Source organism: Pseudoxanthomonas sp. UTMC 1351, assembly GCF_040948865.1.
Lineage (GTDB): Bacteria > Pseudomonadota > Gammaproteobacteria > Xanthomonadales > Xanthomonadaceae > Pseudoxanthomonas_A.
This window is the reverse complement of record NZ_JAVGJT010000030.1, coordinates 12,095-30,144: the sequence shown is the minus strand read 5'-3', so window position 1 is coordinate 30,144 and position 18,050 is coordinate 12,095. Positions and strand designations below refer to the sequence as shown.

Sequence of the window (18,050 nt, the reverse complement as noted above, 5' to 3'; positions counted from 1 at the left end):
TCTCCTTGTAGGAGCGCCGTCTCGGCGCGAGCTTTCGCATCTATCGCGATCTGACAGGAAGAGCTCGCGCCGGGACGGCGCTCCTACAATGCTTGGCTACGCAGCCTCACCACCCCGCGTCAAAACTCCGGCAACCCTCCGCCCCACCAACGGCACGCCCCTTGCATCCGTCTCTCCCGACACATCAGGAGATCGACCCGCGTGGCCCCCGCCGACAAGACCAACCCCAAGACCGCCAAGGCCGACGCCAAGAAAGCCGGCAAGCCGTGGCTGCTTATCGTCGCCATCACCGTGATAGTGGCCGGTGCCGCAGGTGGCGGCGCCTGGTTCTTCGCCAGCCATTCGGGCGACGCCAAGGCCGGACAGGCTGAAGCCAAGAACGACGCCAAGACCGGCAACGTTCCGGCGCCGGCTCAGTACTTCGCGTTGGAACCGCCCTTCGTGGTCAACCTGATCGGCTCGGCCGGCGGTGCGCGCTATCTGCAGGTGGAAGTGCAGCTGATGACGCGCGATCCGGAAGCGCTGAAGAACATCCAACTACACGCCCCGGCCATCCGCGCCAAGTTGCTGATGCTGTTCGCCCAGCAGAACGCGGAGGGACTGATCACCCGCGCCGGCAAGGAAAAATTGCAGAACGACGCGCTGACCGATGTGAAAAAGCTACTGATCGCCGAAACCGGCAAGCCGTCGGTGGAAGCGTTGCTGTTCACCAGTTTCGTAATGCAGTAAGGAATCCGCGCGCCATGATGAGTGACCTGCTCTCGCAAGACGAAATCGATGCCCTTCTCAATGGCGTCGATTCGGGCGTCATCGAAACCGAAGAGCCGGTCGATCCGGCGGTGGCGCGCAGTTACGACTTCGCCAGCCAGGACCGCATCGTGCGTGGGCGCCTGCCCACGCTGGAGATGATCAACGAACGCTTCGTCCGCACCTGGCGCATCGGTCTGTTCAACCTGCTGCGCCGCTCCGCAGACCTGTCGGTGCGCGGCATCGACGTGATCAAGTTCAGCGACTACCTGCACTCGCTGTACGTGCCCACCAACCTCAACCTGATCAAACTCAAACCACTACGCGGCACCGGGCTGATCGTGTTCGAACCCAAGCTGGTGTTCACCGTGGTGGACAACTTCTTCGGCGGCGACGGTCGCTACCCGGCCAAGATCGAAGGCCGCGAATTCACGCCCACCGAGATGCGAGTCATCCATCTGTTGCTGAAACAGACCTTCGCCGATCTGGTGGATGCCTGGGCGCCGGTGATGACCGTGGATTTCGAACACGTCAATTCCGAGGTCAATCCGCATTTCGCCAACATCGTGAGCCCGCGCGAGTACGTGGTGGTCAGCCGCTTCCATGTGGAACTGGATGGCGGCGGCGGCGAACTGCACGTGACCCTGCCCTACTCCATGCTGGAACCAATCCGCGAATTGCTAGACGCCGGCATTCAATCCGATCGCGTCGACAACGACGAAACCTTCCGCCAGGCCATGCATCAGCAACTGCGCACCGCCGAAGTGACGCTGTCCACCGTGCTGGCGGAAAAGCGCATCAATCTGCGCGAGCTCACCCGTCTGAAAGTCGGCGACATCCTGCCCATCGATCTACCCAAGACGGTGCCGGTCTGCGTCGAGCAGGTTCCCGTTTTCACCGGCGAGTTCGGCATTTCCAACGGCAACAACGCCGTCAAGATCATCGCCAAGCATCCGCCTGGCAGCCGTCTTGCACCGGTAACTCCCACTGTCACCGCCCTTCAACCTGCCGCATACCAGGAAGCAACGCCATGAGTCATCCCGAAATCGAAGAAGCCGTCGCGACCACGTTCCAGGACCTGCAGTCCGACCACGCCGGCAACGACAACGACGTCAGCCTGGACGTGATCCTGGACGTACCGGTGATGCTGTCGCTGGAAGTAGGCCGCACACGCATGGCCATCCGCAACCTGCTGCAACTCAACCAGGGGTCGGTGGTGGAACTGGAACGCGGCGCGGGTGAACCGCTGGACGTATTCGTCAACGGCACGCTGGTGGCGCACGGCGAAGTGGTGGTGGTGAACGACCGTTTCGGTGTTCGCCTGACCGATGTGGTCAGCCCCAGCGAGCGCATCCGGCGGCTGCGATGAGTGCAGTGCTGACACTGATCGCCAGTGCGGCCGCCGCCGCGCCTGCGCAGAAGATCGGCTACGCCGCGCCCAGTACGCCGGGCATCGGCGGCGCGCTGGTCGGCCTGATCCTGGTACTAGGCCTGATCCTGGGCATGGCGTGGTTGTTGAAGCGCATGCCCGGCACTGGCCTGGGCCTGCGCCAGAACGATCGTCTGCGAGTGGTGTCGATGCTGTCGGTAGGCGCCAAGGATCGCGTGATGGTGATCGACGTCAACGGCGAGCAATTGCTGATCGGGGTAGGCGCCGGCGGCATCACCAAGCTGCATCAGTTGTCCGAACCGTTACCGTTGCCTCCCGCTGCCGCACCCTTGCCCAATTTCGCCGAACTGCTCGCCAAGCGTTTGCGCAAAGAGACCTGAATCATGCGTCGCCTTCTGTTTTCGTTACTGACTCTGCTGTGCCTGTGTGCGCCAATGCTCGCTGTCGCGCAGACCGCCGCACCGGCGGACAACGCACCTGCAGCAGCACCGGCCGCCACCACTGCTGCGCCTGCGGCTCCGGCCAAACCTACCCTGCCTTCGCTGCCTGACGTCACCGTGGGCCAAGTCGGCGATCGCGCCGTCAGCCTGCCGTTGCAAACGCTGTTGCTGATGACGGCCATCACGCTGATTCCCTCGGCGTTGCTGGCGATGACCGCCTTCACCCGCATCATCATCGTGCTGGGTCTGCTGCGGCAGGCGCTGGGCACCGGTCAGACGCCTTCCAACCAGGTATTGGTGGGGCTGGCGCTGTTCCTGACCATGCTGGTGATGATGCCGGTGGGCGACAAAGCCTGGACCCAAGGCATGGCGCCGTATCTCAACGGCCAAATCGATTTCTCCAGCGCCTGGACACTTACCACCGGGCCGCTGCGTGATTTCATGCTGGCGCAGGTGCGCGAGACCGACCTGATGACTTTCGCGGGCCTCGCCGGACATGGCGCCTACGCCAGCCCGGCCGATGTGCCGTTCCCGATCGTGGTGGCGTCGTTCATCACCAGCGAACTGAAGACCGCGTTCGAGATTGGTTTCCTGATCTTCATCCCTTTCGTGATCATCGACCTGGTGGTCGCCAGCGTGCTGATGTCGATGGGCATGATGATGCTGTCCCCGATGCTGGTCTCCGCCCCGTTCAAGATCCTGTTGTTCGTACTGGTCGACGGCTGGGTGCTGATCGTCGGCTCACTGGCGGCGAGTTTCAATTAAGAGCGGGGAACGGGGAATGGTGGAGCGGGAATTGGGAATGACGCATCCCGACGGCTGATTGTTTCCGCCGCCACTCACGCGTCCAGAAGAGTTCTGAACCTTTCATTCCCCGTTCCCTGTTCCCCGTTCCCGCTTTGCCACGCGCTCCAAACTCTCAATCCGGACCACGCCCCATGACTCCCGAACTAGCACTTACCGAACTACGCGGCGGCCTTGAAATTGCCTTATGGGTAGGCGGTCCTTTGCTGTTGGTTGTGCTGGTGGTCGGCGTGGTGATCGGCGTGATCCAGGCGGCGACGCAGTTGAACGAACCCACCATTGCCTTCGTCGCCAAAGCCGTCGCGTTGACAGCAGCCCTCTTCGCCACTGGAAGTTTCCTGCTGGGCACCTTGGTGGAATACACCACGCAGTTGTTTCAGCGGTTGCCGCACTTAATTGGGTGAGGAGCCGGGAAGCGGGAACGGGGAACGGGGAACGGGGAACAGGGAATGACGGTACTCGCGCGCGTTTGCGCAATGGCTGAAGTAGCGACGAATAGTGGCTACCAGAAATCTTTCATTCCCCGTTCCCTGTTCCCCGTTCCCGCTTCTCCTCGCCATTCCTAAACAATCGCCCATCTCAACCACCCTCCCATGGACTCCGCCACCCAAATCGTCATCGACGGCCAGCAAGCGTTCGGCATGATCAATGCCTTGCTCTGGACGTTGCTGCGCACCGGCGCGCTGCTGATGGCGGCGCCGCTGATTGGGACGCGTGCTGTTTCGGTGCGGGTGCGGGTGATCATTGCGGGCGCGTTGTCGATGGCGTTGACGCCGCTCTTGCCCGCGCCGCCGGCGCAGATCGTGTTCGATGCGGCTACCGTGCTGAACGTCGCACGCGAACTGGCGGTAGGCGCCAGCATGGGATTCATGTTGCGGCTGGCCTTCGAAGCCGGCGCCATGGCCGGTGAGTTGGTGTCTCAGGGCACAGGCCTGGCGTTTGCACAAATGTCCGATCCCCTGCGCGGGGTCAACTCTGGCGTGGTCGGCCAATGGTTCTATCTGGCGTTCGGATTGCTGTTCTTCACTTTCAATGGCCATCTGGCCATGGTGTCGCTGCTGGTGGACAGCTACAAATCGCTGCCCATCGGCCATTCGTTGCCCGACGTGGCCGCAATGCTGGAAGTCGCGCCCGTGTTCTTCACGCAGATATTGAGAGCATCCGTGAGTTTGGCGCTGCCGGTGATGGTGGCGATGCTTGCGGTCAATCTGGCATTCGGTGTGCTGGGACGGGCGGCGCCGGCGCTGAATCCCATTCAATTAGGCCTGCCCACCGCGCTTTTGCTGGGGCTTTTCCTGCTGGCGCTGCTGGCCGGAGAGTTGGGCCCACCGGTACAACGCATCTTCAATCTTTCCTTCGATGCCGCGCGAAATATCACAAGCTGAGGTATGGTGAGCAACAGGCGGAATTGTGATTTCACATAAATGCATTTACAAATGCAGAATGCGCAATGGGGTGTTCGTCATGGACAACGGAGCAAAGCGTCGCAGGTTAGCGCCACAAACGCTTCCCGTTCGGTGACCAGGGAGAGGGCTTAACATGCTGCGCACTTCACATATAAAACGACGCACTAGCCATGAAACGCGCGAAGCGGTTCTGGCGGCCGCTCGCAAACTGTTCTTTACCAAGGGCTTCGACGAAACGACACTGATGGACCTGGGGCATGCGACCGGCCTCAGCGCACGCGGCGTCATCCTCCATTTCGAAACCAAGGCCGACATCATCGCCACCTTGCTGATCCGCGACTACGGTACGCGCAGGCCGCCGGTGCTCGCCAAGGGACGCAGTCACGCCCAGCGCATCCTCGACTATTACCTGTGGGTGGCGCGCGAAGATGCCGCCACTTTCATTGCCTTCCCGGCCTTGTGGGCCGTTTCCGCCCGTTGGTCAACCGAAATGGAAGCGGACGTCAACGCCGCTCTGCGTGGCATGCGCGAACCGGTCCGGCAGGAGCTGGCGCGCGGTATCGAGGCTGGCCAGTTCCGTCCGGTCGATATTCATCAGGCTGATGAATTGCTGTGGCAGAGCTACCAGTTCGGGCTGCGCTCGGTGGCAGTGACCGGCGGCACCCCGGCGCTCGCGGTTCCGCAAGTGCACCGAACGCTGGAAATCCTGGCTGCCTGAGACGGGTAGCCAAGCCACATAAAAAAACGGCGGCCAATGGCCGCCGTTTTTTGTTTCAGAGTCCGTCGACTCAAGATATTCCGTCATGATTGCTTATAGATTCCGAGGAAACTCAGATACCAACAGGCTTCGCTCCCGCGCCGCACCGCTTATTTGTCGCGACCGTTGCCCTTGCCGCCACCTTTGTCCTTCTGGCCTTTGCCCTGACCGTGGCCCGAGTGATCGTCTTTACCGCCCTTTTCACTCTTGCCACCCTGGCTGGGCTTGCTCTGCTGGCTGGGTTTGCCGCCTTGGCTGGACTTCCCGCCCGCAGACTGCGCCGACGGCGACTTGCCTTTGGAGCCGCCCTGCCCTTTGCCCGGGCCGTGCTTGGACCAATCCACCCTTACCTGTTGATCGACTCGGACCGGATAGCCCCAGCGGTCGTACGTGGAGACCGTGCCGCGCTTCAAATCATGGAACGCCGCCGAGCCGGGCTTGATACCCATGCGCTTGGCCAGGTTGCCCCAGCCCTGCCCGGGGTTGCGATCGTATTCGCGGACCACGTTGATGCATGGAATGCCCAGCACGTGCGCGATGGAACAGGCAAAGTACACATCGGCCGGCGCCCAGCGGCGTTGATCCAGCAACTCGACTACCAACGAGCGGGGTGCCCCGTAGTAGCCGGTCATTTCGCCTATGAAAGGATCGCGATATTGGCGACCGTAGTCGTTGATCTCGCCCAGGCGGGTGTCCACCCATACATCCCCGGTACGTATGTTGTAGCCCACCGTTTGCGCAAACGACGGTGCGGCCAGACCACACGCCAACACCATCCCCAACACCACAATCTTCAAGACTTTCATGCCTATTCCTTCAATGAGCTGGGGCGGCGCAAGTGTCCGGCGCTTGCGCTGAATTCCCCATGACGATTCGATGTGTTTGGCTGCCATGGCGTCAGAGCCGTGTGTCACCATTCATTTTCCGGAAACCCGGCCGATATTCCCGCTGGCAGATGATCGGTGAACTCAGGGGCGCATGCACATGTCGACGCTGGAAAAGGGGGAGAAGCAAGACTGCTACCAAACCTTTTCCGTGATACCAATCACTCCGCCAGCGCCACGACTGCCTACACTGGCGCATTGCCCTGTCCGCCCCTCCTTCGATCCGCCCGCTTGAACGAACCGCCTCTTCCTCCAGCGTCGACGAAGCCCGACTCAACCCGGGCGCGGGATTTCCGCGGTGACATCATCGTTCTGCTGGGGACCACGACCGGGCTGGTCATCGCTGCCTTTGCGCTGTACCGCTGGATCAACGGGCAGCACTTCATGGCATGGCTGGATGCCGCCATCGCTTTGGCAGTGGCATCGCCCGCCATCTACACCTGGCGGACAGGAGACAGCCAGCGTGCCGGCCTGGTGCTCTGTGCACTCAACTCACTCGCCTGCCTGGCCGTATGCTGGATCGTCGGGCCGTCCGCGGTGGGCTGGGTCTATCTGGTACTACTGACCAATTTCTTCATCACCGAACGGCGACCGGCATTGCTGGCGAACTTGGCCCTGACGGGTGCGCTGTGGCTGGTCCCCGATCTTTTCACCGATAGGTTCCATGCCGTCTCGGTGGAGGTTACAGCGCTGCTGGCCACTGTTTTTTCTTTCATCTTCGCCAGTCACAGCCAGGACGACCGCGTGCAGCTGCAGCAGATGGCATCGCTGGACGCACTGACCGGCGTACCCAATCGTCGGGCGATGGAGAACGTGCTGACACGCGCCGTGGCTGACTTCCATGCAGGCCGATGCTGCTATGGACTGGTTGTGTTGGATGTCGATAGGTTCAAGGAAGTGAACGACCTATACGGACATAGCGCCGGCGATACCGCAATCGCCGATCTGGCAGCCATTCTGCGGTTTGAGATGCGTAAGCAAGACCAGGTTTTCCGCTTCGGGGGCGAGGAATTCGTGGCCTTGCTGGAACTGGACACGCGCAACGATCTGGAAGCAGCCACCGAACGCTTGCGTAAATCGGTACGCGGCTCCCTGCGCGGCCCCGGCGGCCAGATCACCATCTCGTTGGGCGCCGCGATGCTGACGGAACACGACAAGACCTGGCACGACTGGTTCTCTCGCGCCGACGCCGCCCTGTACCGCGCCAAGTCTGGCGGCCGCGACAACTACGTCATTGCTGACGATTTGTTTTGATGAACCGAAGCGGGGTGCTTCTGCCTCCCCCTTTTTAAAAGGGGGATGACCCGCCATTCGGCGGTTGTAAAGCGTTTGAGGGGGATTTGCTCTTGATCTTCGAAAAGCAATTCAAGATCAAGAGCAAATCCCCCGTCGCCCGCTGACGCGGGCGCCCGCCCCCTTTTGCGCTTTTAACAGCCGAATGGCTGGTCAAGGGGCTACTAAGCCCGATGAACTTCCACCGTCACATGCACCAGTTCCTCATGCACCGATAAAGCCTGGCGGAAGTCTTCGGGCCGGGCGTCACCCTGAGCCACCACACTAAGAACGCAGGCGTACTTGCCGCGGCCCACCCGCCAGACATGCAGATCGGTGATAGCCGCCGGAATAGAAGCGGCTTCGATCGCTTCGCGGACCTCACGCACCACCGGTGCGTCCATTTCCGCATCCAGCAGAACGCGGCCGGAATCGCGCAGCAATCCCCATGCCCACACGGTCACCAGTACCGCGCCGGCAATACCCATCAATGCATCCAACCAATCGGCACCCCACACCTTGCCGCCGATCAACGCGACGATCGCCAGCACCGAAGTGGCTGCGTCCGCCAGCACGTGCAGGTAAGCGGCGCGGAGATTGAGATCGCCATGCCCGTGATGATGGTCGTGATCGTGCCCGTGATGGCCCGCGTGCGCGTGGCCATGATGGTGGTGATGGTGATGTCCATCGCGCAACAGCCAAGCGCAAATCAAGTTGACGGCCAGTCCCAGCGCGGCCAGCGCGATCGCCTGCTCATAGCGGATGGGTAACGGCGCGAACAATCGTTCGATCGACTGGAACGCCATCAGCGCCGCCACGCCCAGCAGCAAAATGGCGCTGGTATAGCCGCCCAGCACCTCGATCTTCCAGGTACCGAAGGCAAAACGGCCGTCGCCCGCATAACGGCGCGCGCAGGCATAGGCCAGCGCCGACAATCCCAGGGCCAGCACGTGCGAGGCCATATGCCAGCCGTCGGCCAGCAACGCCATCGAATTGAAGACCCAGCCACCCGCGATCTCCAGCACCATCATCGTGGCGGTCAGGACCACCGCGCGCCGCGTATTGCGTTCGGCCAGCGGGTTGCCTTCGTTGAAATCATGGCTGTGCCGAAGCGATTCGGCGGCGGTTTGCAGGTTCATGATGAGGTAAAGTGGAATATACCCCCCCATGGTATACCGGACTGCCGCCATGTCGCATGTGATCAAGAACAAAGCCCGCCTGCTGACACGCACGCGGCGCATCCAGGGCCAGGTCAACGCGTTGGAAAGAGCGCTATCCGACGGCGCCGAATGCATCGCAGTGCTGACCCAGATCGCCGCCGTGCGCGGCGCCGTGCAGGGACTGATGATCGAGGTACTGGACGATCACCTGCGCGAGCATCTGTCCGGCGAAGAAGACGCCAGGGCGCGGGATACCGAGATCACCCAAGTGATGGGCATCTTGCGTTCCTACTTCAAATGACGACAGCCTGCCCGCATCCTTTGTAGGAGCGGCGTCTGTAGGAGCGGCGTCCCGCCGCGAGCTCTTCGCTTCTATCGCGATACGACGGAAAGAGCTCGCGGCGGGACGCCGCTCCTACATTTTTCACGGTCATTGACCGGTCGCTGTATCACCCTTCATCTCGCGCCACGCGGAGCCCAACACGCGCCAGGCCGAACGCAGGAACAGCAATAGCAGGACCCCGGCGATCAGCAGATCCGGCCAGCCCGTTCCGAACATCCATACGCCCAACGCTGCCGCCAACACGGCGAAACCTTCATAAACGTCGTTGCGGGAGCATTCCCAGGCCGACGCCAGGTTGATGTCACCACCGCGGTATGGCGTCAGCAATTTCAAGCACACCAGGTTGGCGCCCAGGTTCAGCAGCGCGATCACGCCCATGCCTTCGAACAACGGCACGGCGGGATGAAATAGCCGCCAGACGATCTGCACCGCCACCGCGGCCGCTGCGCCAAGAATCAGCACGCCTTTCAGCAGTGCCACCCGCGCCTTGGCCTGCAGGCCGGCGCCGACCACCGCCAGGCTCATGGCGTAGGTCAACGCATCGCCCAGGTTGTCCAAAGCGCCTGACAGCAGCGAGGACGAACGGCTGTACCAGGCGCCGGCGACCATCAGCAGGAATGTCAGCAGGTTGATCGCCAGCACGGCGACCAGCACCCGGCGTTGCCGCGCTTCCAACGCACGGACGTCGATGGCCTTCCCGCAACCGCAGCAGCTGTCCGTCATGTCCATCGGGGTTTTCGGGGGACCGTTACGATACCGCGCTCGCGCTCCCTTGTAGGAGCGACGTAAGTCGCGACCGGAAGAACAAAAGCTTTTGACGCGGATTAACGCGGAAAGAAGCGGATAAGGCATTGAATGCCTTTTATCCTGTTTATCCGCGTTAATCCGTGTCTAGAGCTTTAGATTACGGTCGCGACTCACCCGTGCCGGCATGCCGGCACCACTCCCACAAGGAAACATACGCCGGCACTTTCCGGAACGCTTCTTGCATCGACCCTCCCGACCCCGTCGGAAAAGCGCCATGGCCGAGCAAGACGAAAGCGGCGAACGTACAGAACAGCCCACCGAAAAACGATTGCGCGAGGCGCGGGACCAAGGCAACGTCCCGCGATCGCGCGAATTGGCGACGGCGGCGGTGTTCGGTGCCGGGGTGCTCGCCCTGATCGCCACGGCGCCCACGCTGGCCCGCAACAGCCTGGGCTGGATGAAGATCGCACTGACGCCGGACATGAGCATGCGCGGGCACCCTGACCAGCTGTTCGGCCATGCCGGCCAGTTGCTGCTCAAGCTGCTGCTGGTGATGGTGCCTTTGGCCGTCGTCTGCGTGCTGGCCGGCGTCGCCGGGCCCCTGCTGATGGGCGGGCTGAAGTTTTCGCAGAAATCGCTGATGCCTGACTTCAAACGGCTTAGTCCCGCCGCTGGCCTCAAGCGCTTGTACGGCCCGGAAAGCCTGGCGGAGTTGCTGAAATCGCTGCTGCGGGTGGTTTTCGTGGGCGGCGCGGCCGCGCTGACCCTGAAGCTGGGCTTGAACAAATTGCGTGCGTTGCTGGACATGCCCTTGGAAGCGGCGGCCAGCAGCGGACTGGGCTTCACTGGCGTGCTGCTGTTGTCCACTGCCGGCGCGCTGGGGCTGCTGGCGGCCATCGACGCGCCTTACCAGAAGTGGAACTACACCCGCAAGTTGAAGATGACGCGCCAGGAACTGCGCGACGAAATGAAGGAAAGCGAAGGCCGCCCGGAAGTGAAGGGCCGCATCCGCCAGATGCAGCACCAGTTGTCGCAGCGCCGGATGATGGAAGACGTCCCCACCGCCGACGTGATCGTGGTCAATCCGACCCACTACGCCGTGGCGCTGAAATACGACGGCGGGCAGATGGGCGCGCCAAGGGTGGTCGCCAAAGGCGTGGACGAAATAGCCCACCGTATCCGCGAAGTGGCCGAGCAACACCGGGTCGCCATCGTCTCCTCGCCGCCACTGGCACGCGCCTTGTATCGCGAAGGACAGATTGGCCGGGAAATCCCCGTGAGACTATATTCCGCCGTTGCTCAAATCCTGTCCTACGTCTACCAGCTGCGCGCATGGCGCGAAGGCGCCGTGGAATACCCGGACCAGCCGGTCGTGGATGTGGATGAGCAACTGGGCGGCAAGCCCGGAGGCAAGGCATGAACGCGCCGACCTCTCCCACCGCGCGCGTGATGGACTTGCTGCGGCAAGGCCTGGGCGCACCGCTGGTGGTGCTGGCGATGCTGGCGATGGTGATGGTGCCGCTGGCGCCACCGGTGCTGGACGCGCTTTTCAGCTTCAACATCGCCATTTCGCTGGTGGTGCTGCTGGCCGTGGTCTATGTGCGCCGGCCGCTGGATTTCACCATCTTCCCCATCGTCCTGCTGATGACCACCATGCTGCGGCTGGCGCTGAACGTGGCGTCCACCCGCGTGGTGCTGCTGCACGGACAGGACGGCCACGATGCAGCCGGCCAGGTCATCGCGGCGTTCGGCGAGTTCGTGGTCGGTGGCAATTTCGCGGTCGGCATGGTGGTGTTCGCCATCCTGACCATCATCAATTTCGTGGTGATCACCAAGGGCGCCGGGCGCATCTCGGAAGTGTCGGCGCGCTTCATCCTGGACGCCATGCCCGGCAAGCAGATGGCGATCGATGCCGATCTCAACGCCGGTCTGCTGACCCGCGACGAGGCCAAGGCCCGCCGCGAGGAAGTCCGCGAGGAAGCCGACTTTTACGGCGCGATGGACGGTGCCAGCAAGTTCATCCGTGGCGATGCCATCGCCGGTCTGTTGATTCTGTTCATCAATTTGATCGGCGGCATGGCGATCGGCGTACTGCAGCACGGCATGCCTGCCGGCGAAGCGGCCAAGGTCTACACCTTGTTGTCGATCGGCGATGGCCTGGTGGCGCAGCTGCCGGCGCTATTGGTTTCTTCGGCCGTGGCGATGCTGGTCACCCGTGCCTCGCGCGCGCAGGACATGGGCGGTGCGATGGTCGCCCAGGTGTTCGGGCAACACAAAGCGTTGGCGGTGGCGGCCAGCCTGATCGGCATCGTGGGCCTGGTGCCTGGCATGCCGAACGTCGTGTTTTTGACGCTGGCCGCGGTGCTGGGCTTTGTGGCCTGGAAACTGTGGAAGAAAGACCAGGAAAAACAGAGCGTCAAACCGGAAGCCGCACTGCCTGGACCCAACACCAGCAATTCCGCCGCCGAGCTGACCTGGGACGAACTGCGCCCGGTCGATCCGCTGGGCCTGGAAGTCGGCTACCGGCTGATCCCGCTGGTGGACAAAGGCCAGGGTGGCGAACTGATGTCGCGGATCAAGGCCGTGCGTCGCAAGCTGACCCAGGACCTGGGGTTCCTGATTCCACCCGTGCATATCCGCGACAACCTGGAATTGCCTTCCAACGGTTATCGCCTGCTGGTGCACGGCGTACCCGTCGCCACGGCGGAGATCCATCCGGATCGCGAATTGGCACTGGATCCCGGCGGCGCCTTCGCGCCCATCGATGGCATTCCCGGCAAGGATCCCGCGTTCGGACTGGACGCGGTATGGATCCAGCCGCATCAACACGCGACGGCCGAATCGCTGGGCTACACCGTGGTGGACGCCGCGACGGTGGTGGCCACTCATCTTTCCCACCTGGTGCGCGAACACGCGCCGGAGCTGCTGGGCCATGAGGAAGTGCAACAGTTGCTCGCCACGCTGGCCCGCGGCGCGCCCAAGCTGGTGGAAGACCTGACGCCCAAGGCGTTGCCGCTGTCCACGGTCGTGCGCGTGATGCAGAACCTGTTGAACGAGCGCGTGCCGATCCGCCAATTGCGCCGCATCGTCGAATCATTGGTCGAACACGCACCGCACACACCCGACCCCGCCGCGTTGACCGCAGCGGTACGCAACGCGCTGGGCCGTTTCATCGTGCAGGAAATCTCCGGCATGGCGCCGGAACTGCCCGTCTATACCTTGGCGCCCGCTCTGGAACGGGTCTTGCAGGACAGCACACAAGGAGCAGGCGCTGCGCTGGAACCCGGTCTGGCCGAACGGCTGCACCAGAGCCTGGCGGACTGCGTCACCAAGCAGGAGGCCAAGAGCGAGCCGGCGGTGGTGCTGGTGCCAGGCGCGGTTCGCGCCGCACTGGCCCGCTTGGTAAGGCACAGCGTTCCATCGCTCTCGGTGCTGGCCTACAGCGAAGTACCGGAAGACAAGCGGTTGAAGTTGGTGGGAACGATTAGTTGAGAAGCGGGGAACGGGGAACGGGGAACCGGGAACGGGGAACCGGGAATGTGGGTTGGTCGCAGCCGGTTGGAGCATGAGATGACAAGCAACTACAAGCAATTTCTTCGAGAGACACGGGATAAACGGGCTGCACGCAGTTCTTCATTCCCTGTTCCCGGTTCCCCGTTCCCCGCTCCTTCTGGCTCCCACCCATGAAAATCAAACGCTTCGTTGCTCCCGACATGCGCACCGCGTTTGCGATGGTGCGCCAGGAACAAGGTCCGGATGCGGTCATCCTGTCCAACCGCGTGATCGACGAAGGTGTCGAGATCGTGGCGGCCACCAACTACGACGAAGCGCTGGTGCAGCGCACGCTGGATGCGATGCGTCCAGCGGCAGCTTCCGCTCCGGCGCTGGCAGCCAACGCGAACTCCGCACCGATTCAGCACGACGCCATCCGCGCCAATGCCGCTCCGGCGCGCTCAGCGCCAGTGCAGACGCACACGCCTTCGCCAGCTGAGGCCGCAGCGGACTATTTCCGTCCCAGGAGCGCCGCACCGGCGCCCGCACCTATCAGCGCAGCACCCGCGGCGTCCCTGCTCGAACCGCATTCCTTCGCTGCCAAGTTGGCGGCCACCATTCCGCCCGCACCGGCGCTGCCAGCACATTCGAATGCACCCGAGCCGATGCTGCCCTATCCCGTGCCCGCCGCAGAAATCGCCAGCGTGCCCGCCGAGATACCGGCGGTGGTACCCGCAACTGCACAGGCGCAACTCAACGCATCGCCCGCCGCACCCATCAGCGCCATCGAACCAGCATTGACCGTCGTGGCCGACAACTCCGCCGACGCACGCAAGAACGACGACCAACTGGTGCAGATGCGTGCCGAACTGGCATCGATGCGCGAGATGATCGAACGCGAGATGCATCGCCTCACCGACGAGCGCCTGCGCGGCTCGCCGGTTCGCATGCAGGCGATGGAACTGATGGACGATTACGGCTTCGACGCCGGCATCACCCGCGACATCGCTTTGCAGATTCCCGCCGATACCGAACTTCACCGCGGCCGCGGCCTGATGCTTGGCCTGTTGTCCAAGAAGCTGCCGATGACATCCATCGATCCGTTGGAGGAAGGCGGCGTCGTCGCGCTGGTGGGCCCCACCGGTGCCGGCAAGACCACCACCATCGCCAAGCTGGCCGCTGCGTTCGCCGCCAAGCACAACGCGCGCGATGTGGCGCTGGTCACCACCGACACCATCCGTGTTGGCGGCCGTGAACAGTTGCACAGCTACGGCCGGCAACTGGGCATCGCCGTGCACGAGGCGGATAGCGATGTCAGCCTGGCGCAAACGCTGGAACGCCTGCGCGACTACAAACTGGTTTTGATCGACACCGCCGGCCTGGGCCAGCGCGACAAGAACCTGGTCGGCCAGCTCAACTGGCTGCGATCGGCCGGCAAGGTGCATACCTTGCTGGTGCTGCCGGCCAATTCCCATTTTGGCGATCTGGACGAAGTGGTCCGCCGCTTCAGTGGCGCCAATCCCCAAGGCGTGGTGCTGACCAAGCTGGATGAAACCGGCCGTCTGGGCAGCGCGCTGTCCGTCGTGGTCGACCACCAATTGCCGATGACCTGGGTCACCGACGGCCAACGCGTGCCGCAGGACCTGCATCGCGCCAACAGCGCGCACCTGGTGTTGCGACTGGATCAACTCAAAAGAGAAGCGGAGCAAGTCGTGACCGAGGCCAGCCATGTCGCCTGACCATCTGCTGCAAACCAATCCACGCGGCACGCCGCCTGTCGCTGGCGCGTTCCATCCGGTCCGGGTGATTGCCGTCACCGGCGGCAAGGGCGGCGTAGGCAAGACCAACGTATCGGTGAACCTGGCGGTGTCGCTGGCCGAACTCGGCAAGCGCACCCTGCTGATGGATGCCGACCTCGGCCTTGCCAACGTCGACGTACTGCTGGGGTTGTCGCCCAAATTCACCCTGGCCGATCTGGTCGCCGGCCGCTGCACGCTGGAAGACGTGGTAGTCGAAGGACCGGACGGACTGATGATCGTCCCGGCGTCGTCGGGATTCCGGCACATGGCGGAACTGCAACCGGCCGAACACGTCGGTTTGGTCAATGTCTTTTCTGAATTGCAGCGCGCACTGGATGTGATGGTGGTGGACACTGCCGCCGGCATCACCGACAGCGTGCTGACCTTTTGCCAGGCCGCGCAGGACACCGTGGTGGTCGTGTGCGACGAACCGGCTTCCATCACCGACGCGTACGCGTTGATCAAGGTGCTGTCGCGCGAACGCGGCGTGGACCGCGTGCACGTCATCGCCAACATGGTGCGTGACCCCAACGAAGGCCGGAAGCTGTACGAAAAACTGGCGCGCGTCTGCGAACGCTTCCTCGGTGACGTCGCCCTGCACTATCTGGGCGCGGTACCCCAGGACGATTGGCTGCGCCGCGCCGTGCAGCGCCAGCAGGCGGTGGTCAAAGCCTACCCGGGCAGCCCCTCCGCACGCGCCATCAATGAAATCGCCCGCATGACCGCCCGCTGGCAACCGCCGGCCGGCGCTCGCGGCAACGTGGAATTTTTTGTCGAGCGCATGATCAGCCGGGGCATCGCCGCATGAACACCGCCACCGCCCAATACAAAGCCGTGCAACGCAGCGCCGCCACCGATGTGGTGACGACCCACGCGGATCTGGTCCGCCGCATCGCGCACCACCTGGCGGCGCGGCTACCCGCCAGCGTCGAAGTGGACGACTTGATTCAGGCCGGCATGATCGGCCTGATCGAAGCCTCGCGCAGCTACGACGCCGAACAAGGCGCCTCGTTCGAAACCTACGCGTCGATCCGCATCCGCGGTTCCATGATCGACGAGATCCGCCGCGGCGATTGGGTACCGCGCTCGGTACACCGCCGCGCCCGCCAGGCCGCCGCGACCGTCCGCGAAATCGAACAGCGCACCGGCCGCGCCGCCATAGCCACGGAAGTGGCCGCAGCCATGGAAATCCCGCTGCCCGAATACCTGCGCCTGCTGGAAGACGCCTCACGCGGCCAGGTCCTCAGCCTGGAGTCGCACGTGGACGACCACGGCGAACCCAACACCAGCAAGACCGGCGGCCCCTCGCCCCAGCATCTGCTGGAACGCAGCGAGTTCCGTGAATCGCTGGTCAAGGCCATCGGCCAACTCCCCGAGCGCGAGCAACTGGTGCTGTCGATGTACTACGAACAGGAATTGAACCTGAAGGAAATCGGCGCCGTACTGGGCGTCAGCGAATCCCGCGTCTGCCAGATCCACGGCCAGGCCATGGTCCGCCTGCGCGGCCGGCTGCATGTGTTTGAGAGTGCGGATGCGGGGTTGGAGGATGAGTGAGTTGGAGCGGGAAACAGGGAACAGGGAACAGGGAATGACCTGTTCACGCTAGCCGAAAGTTCTTGGACCTTCGGATGGAAGGAATCTTTCATTCCCGGTTCCCCGTTCCCCGTTTCCGCTCTCCTAAATTTTTCGAACCATCGGCCGATAAACCGTCAAGACCTGCCTCACCCTCGCTTCACCGGAGCAATTCGTGACCGCTAACAAGAACATGCGCATCCTGATCGTGGACGATTTTTCGACGATGCGCCGCATCATCAAGAATCTGCTCAACGATCTGGGCTACACCAACACTGCCGAAGCCGAAGACGGCAACAGCGCCCTGGCGGTGCTGGCGCAGGCCCCATTCGATTTCGTGGTGACCGACTGGAACATGCCGGGCATGACCGGCATCGAGTTGTTGCGCGCGATCCGCGCCGATGACCGCTTCAAGGCGTTGCCGGTACTGATGGTCACCGCCGAAGCCAAGCGCGAGCAGATCATCGAAGCCGCGCAGGCGGGCGTCAACGGCTACATCATCAAGCCATTCACCGCGCAAACGCTGGAAGAAAAGCTCGGCAAGATCTTCGAACGGCTGGGAGCGGCAGCCTGATGAACGCACCTGCGGAAGTCACTGCCGCGCGCAGTGTGTTGGTGGAAAAACTCCAGCATGCGCTGGATGCGCTTGAACAAGGCGACGAAGCCGGCTGGCGGCGTGAACTGGATGCCATCGCCGCGTGGCGCACACAGCCGATGATGCAGGGATTGGGCCGGCTGGCCCGCGAACTGGCGCAGACGCTGGGCGAACTGCCGCCGGCCCACGGCAGCGAATTGGACGATGCCTGTGCGCGCCTGGATCACGTGGTAGCCATGACCGAACAGGCCAGCCACAAGACGCTGGACCTGGCCGAGCAATGCCGCGCAGTGGCCGATCAATTGAAAGCCACGCCGCTGAGCGCCGACCAGACGCAACTGGTCGACCAGATACGCAACGGCCTGTCGGAAATGGCGCTGGCCCAAAGCTACCAGGACCTCACTGGCCAGATCATCCGCCGCGTCGCCGGCATCGTTCGCCGTGTCCACGAAGGCTTCCATGCGCTTGGCCTGCCGCCACCGGAAAAACCCAAGGGTTCAGATCTGGCCGGCCCGGCCGTTGCTGGTCTGGACCGCAACGCGTTTTCACAGGGCGACGCGGATGATTTGTTGTCGGGATTGGGGCTTTAAGGGCGGGGATAGGGAATTGAGAATGGGGAATGGTGAAGAGCGGCTGATCGAA

19 protein-coding genes and 1 pseudogene are annotated in these 18,050 nt (G+C 63.0%); 17 read left to right on the top strand and 3 right to left on the bottom strand.

The annotated features are described in order from the left end of the window. Nucleotides 1-201: 201 nt before the first annotated feature. The 8 genes from AB6O04_RS17295 (at nt 202) to AB6O04_RS17260 (ending at nt 5,505) form a co-directional block, all read left to right on the top strand. The gene (locus tag AB6O04_RS17295) at nt 202-729 is read left to right on the top strand and encodes a flagellar basal body-associated FliL family protein (RefSeq protein ID WP_368565454.1); all 528 of its coding nucleotides are present in this window, start codon (nt 202-204) and stop codon (nt 727-729) included. A gap of 17 nt (nt 730-746) precedes the next feature. After that, entirely contained in the window at nt 747-1,781 is a 1,035-nt protein-coding gene (fliM, locus tag AB6O04_RS17290; RefSeq protein ID WP_368565555.1) for a flagellar motor switch protein FliM, read from the top strand. Beyond that, the gene (fliN, locus tag AB6O04_RS17285; RefSeq protein ID WP_368565453.1) at nt 1,778-2,116 is read left to right on the top strand and encodes a flagellar motor switch protein FliN; all 339 of its coding nucleotides are present in this window, start codon (nt 1,778-1,780) and stop codon (nt 2,114-2,116) included. The genes fliM and fliN overlap by 4 nt, the downstream gene beginning before the upstream one ends. Beyond that, nucleotides 2,113-2,517: a flagellar biosynthetic protein FliO gene (fliO, locus tag AB6O04_RS17280; RefSeq protein ID WP_368565452.1), complete on the top strand. Its 405-nt coding sequence runs from the start codon at nt 2,113-2,115 to the stop codon at nt 2,515-2,517. Before fliN ends, fliO begins: the two co-directional genes overlap by 4 nt. 3 nt (nt 2,518-2,520) lie before the next feature. Then, nucleotides 2,521-3,342: a flagellar type III secretion system pore protein FliP gene (fliP, locus tag AB6O04_RS17275; protein WP_368565451.1), complete on the top strand. Its 822-nt coding sequence runs from the start codon at nt 2,521-2,523 to the stop codon at nt 3,340-3,342. A gap of 173 nt (nt 3,343-3,515) precedes the next feature. Further along, nucleotides 3,516-3,785: a flagellar biosynthetic protein FliQ gene (locus tag AB6O04_RS17270; protein WP_337345019.1), complete on the top strand. Its 270-nt coding sequence runs from the start codon at nt 3,516-3,518 to the stop codon at nt 3,783-3,785. A 189-nt stretch (nt 3,786-3,974) separates the two neighbouring features. Beyond that, nucleotides 3,975-4,766, top strand: coding sequence for a flagellar biosynthetic protein FliR (gene fliR, locus AB6O04_RS17265; RefSeq protein WP_368565450.1), 792 nt, complete (start codon nt 3,975-3,977; stop codon nt 4,764-4,766). A gap of 154 nt (nt 4,767-4,920) precedes the next feature. Then, nucleotides 4,921-5,505, top strand: a complete 585-nt coding sequence (locus tag AB6O04_RS17260; protein WP_368565449.1) for a TetR/AcrR family transcriptional regulator — start codon at nt 4,921-4,923, stop codon at nt 5,503-5,505. Nucleotides 5,506-5,654: 149 nt separating this feature from the next. Here the strand turns inward: AB6O04_RS17260 and AB6O04_RS17255 are convergent, their stop codons facing one another. After that, nucleotides 5,655-6,350: a hypothetical protein gene (locus AB6O04_RS17255; protein WP_368565448.1), complete on the bottom strand. Its 696-nt coding sequence runs from the start codon at nt 6,348-6,350 to the stop codon at nt 5,655-5,657. Nucleotides 6,351-6,659: 309 nt separating this feature from the next. Here AB6O04_RS17255 and AB6O04_RS17250 point away from each other — a divergent pair, with 309 nt between their 5' ends. Further along, nucleotides 6,660-7,682, top strand: a complete 1,023-nt coding sequence (locus AB6O04_RS17250) for a diguanylate cyclase (protein WP_368565447.1) — start codon at nt 6,660-6,662, stop codon at nt 7,680-7,682. Between the two features lie 203 nt (nt 7,683-7,885). On the opposite strand, the gene dmeF is transcribed toward AB6O04_RS17250, so the two are convergent. Next, nucleotides 7,886-8,839, bottom strand: a complete 954-nt coding sequence (gene dmeF / locus AB6O04_RS17245; RefSeq protein WP_368565446.1) for a CDF family Co(II)/Ni(II) efflux transporter DmeF — start codon at nt 8,837-8,839, stop codon at nt 7,886-7,888. Between the two features lie 49 nt (nt 8,840-8,888). Between dmeF and AB6O04_RS17240 the strand changes: the two genes are divergently transcribed. Continuing rightward, nucleotides 8,889-9,161, top strand: coding sequence for a metal/formaldehyde-sensitive transcriptional repressor (locus AB6O04_RS17240; RefSeq protein ID WP_368565445.1), 273 nt, complete (start codon nt 8,889-8,891; stop codon nt 9,159-9,161). 129 nt (nt 9,162-9,290) lie between these two features. On the opposite strand, the gene AB6O04_RS17235 is transcribed toward AB6O04_RS17240, so the two are convergent. Further along, on the bottom strand, nt 9,291-9,926 hold the full coding sequence (locus tag AB6O04_RS17235) for a cation transporter (protein ID WP_368565553.1): 636 nt from the start codon (nt 9,924-9,926) through the stop codon (nt 9,291-9,293). Nucleotides 9,927-10,224: 298 nt separating this feature from the next. Between AB6O04_RS17235 and flhB the strand changes: the two genes are divergently transcribed. From flhB to AB6O04_RS17200, 7 genes and pseudogenes are all read left to right on the top strand, one after another. After that, nucleotides 10,225-11,370 carry a flagellar biosynthesis protein FlhB gene (gene flhB, locus AB6O04_RS17230; protein WP_368565444.1) on the top strand — a complete coding sequence of 382 codons (1,146 nt, stop codon included), beginning with the start codon at nt 10,225-10,227 and terminating at the stop codon, nt 11,368-11,370. Beyond that, entirely contained in the window at nt 11,367-13,442 is a 2,076-nt protein-coding gene (flhA, locus tag AB6O04_RS17225; protein WP_368565442.1) for a flagellar biosynthesis protein FlhA, read from the top strand. Before flhB ends, flhA begins: the two co-directional genes overlap by 4 nt. Before the next feature lie 191 nt (nt 13,443-13,633). Further along, nucleotides 13,634-15,181, top strand: a complete 1,548-nt coding sequence (gene flhF / locus AB6O04_RS17220) for a flagellar biosynthesis protein FlhF (RefSeq protein ID WP_368565441.1) — start codon at nt 13,634-13,636, stop codon at nt 15,179-15,181. A gap of 55 nt (nt 15,182-15,236) precedes the next feature. Then, nucleotides 15,237-16,049 (top strand): annotated as a pseudogene (locus AB6O04_RS17215) (MinD/ParA family protein); the annotation flags it as partial. After that, complete coding sequence (locus tag AB6O04_RS17210) at nt 16,046-16,795, top strand: RNA polymerase sigma factor FliA (RefSeq protein WP_368565439.1); 750 nt, start codon at nt 16,046-16,048, stop codon at nt 16,793-16,795. The pseudogene AB6O04_RS17215 and the gene AB6O04_RS17210, both read left to right, overlap by 4 nt. Nucleotides 16,796-17,006: 211 nt before the next feature. Further along, nucleotides 17,007-17,387 (top strand): chemotaxis response regulator CheY, encoded by a 381-nt coding sequence (locus AB6O04_RS17205; protein WP_368565551.1) that lies wholly within the window; start codon nt 17,007-17,009, stop codon nt 17,385-17,387. Next, nucleotides 17,387-17,998: a protein phosphatase CheZ gene (locus AB6O04_RS17200; protein ID WP_368565438.1), complete on the top strand. Its 612-nt coding sequence runs from the start codon at nt 17,387-17,389 to the stop codon at nt 17,996-17,998. Before AB6O04_RS17205 ends, AB6O04_RS17200 begins: the two co-directional genes overlap by 1 nt. The last annotated feature ends 52 nt before the right edge of the window (nt 17,999-18,050 follow it).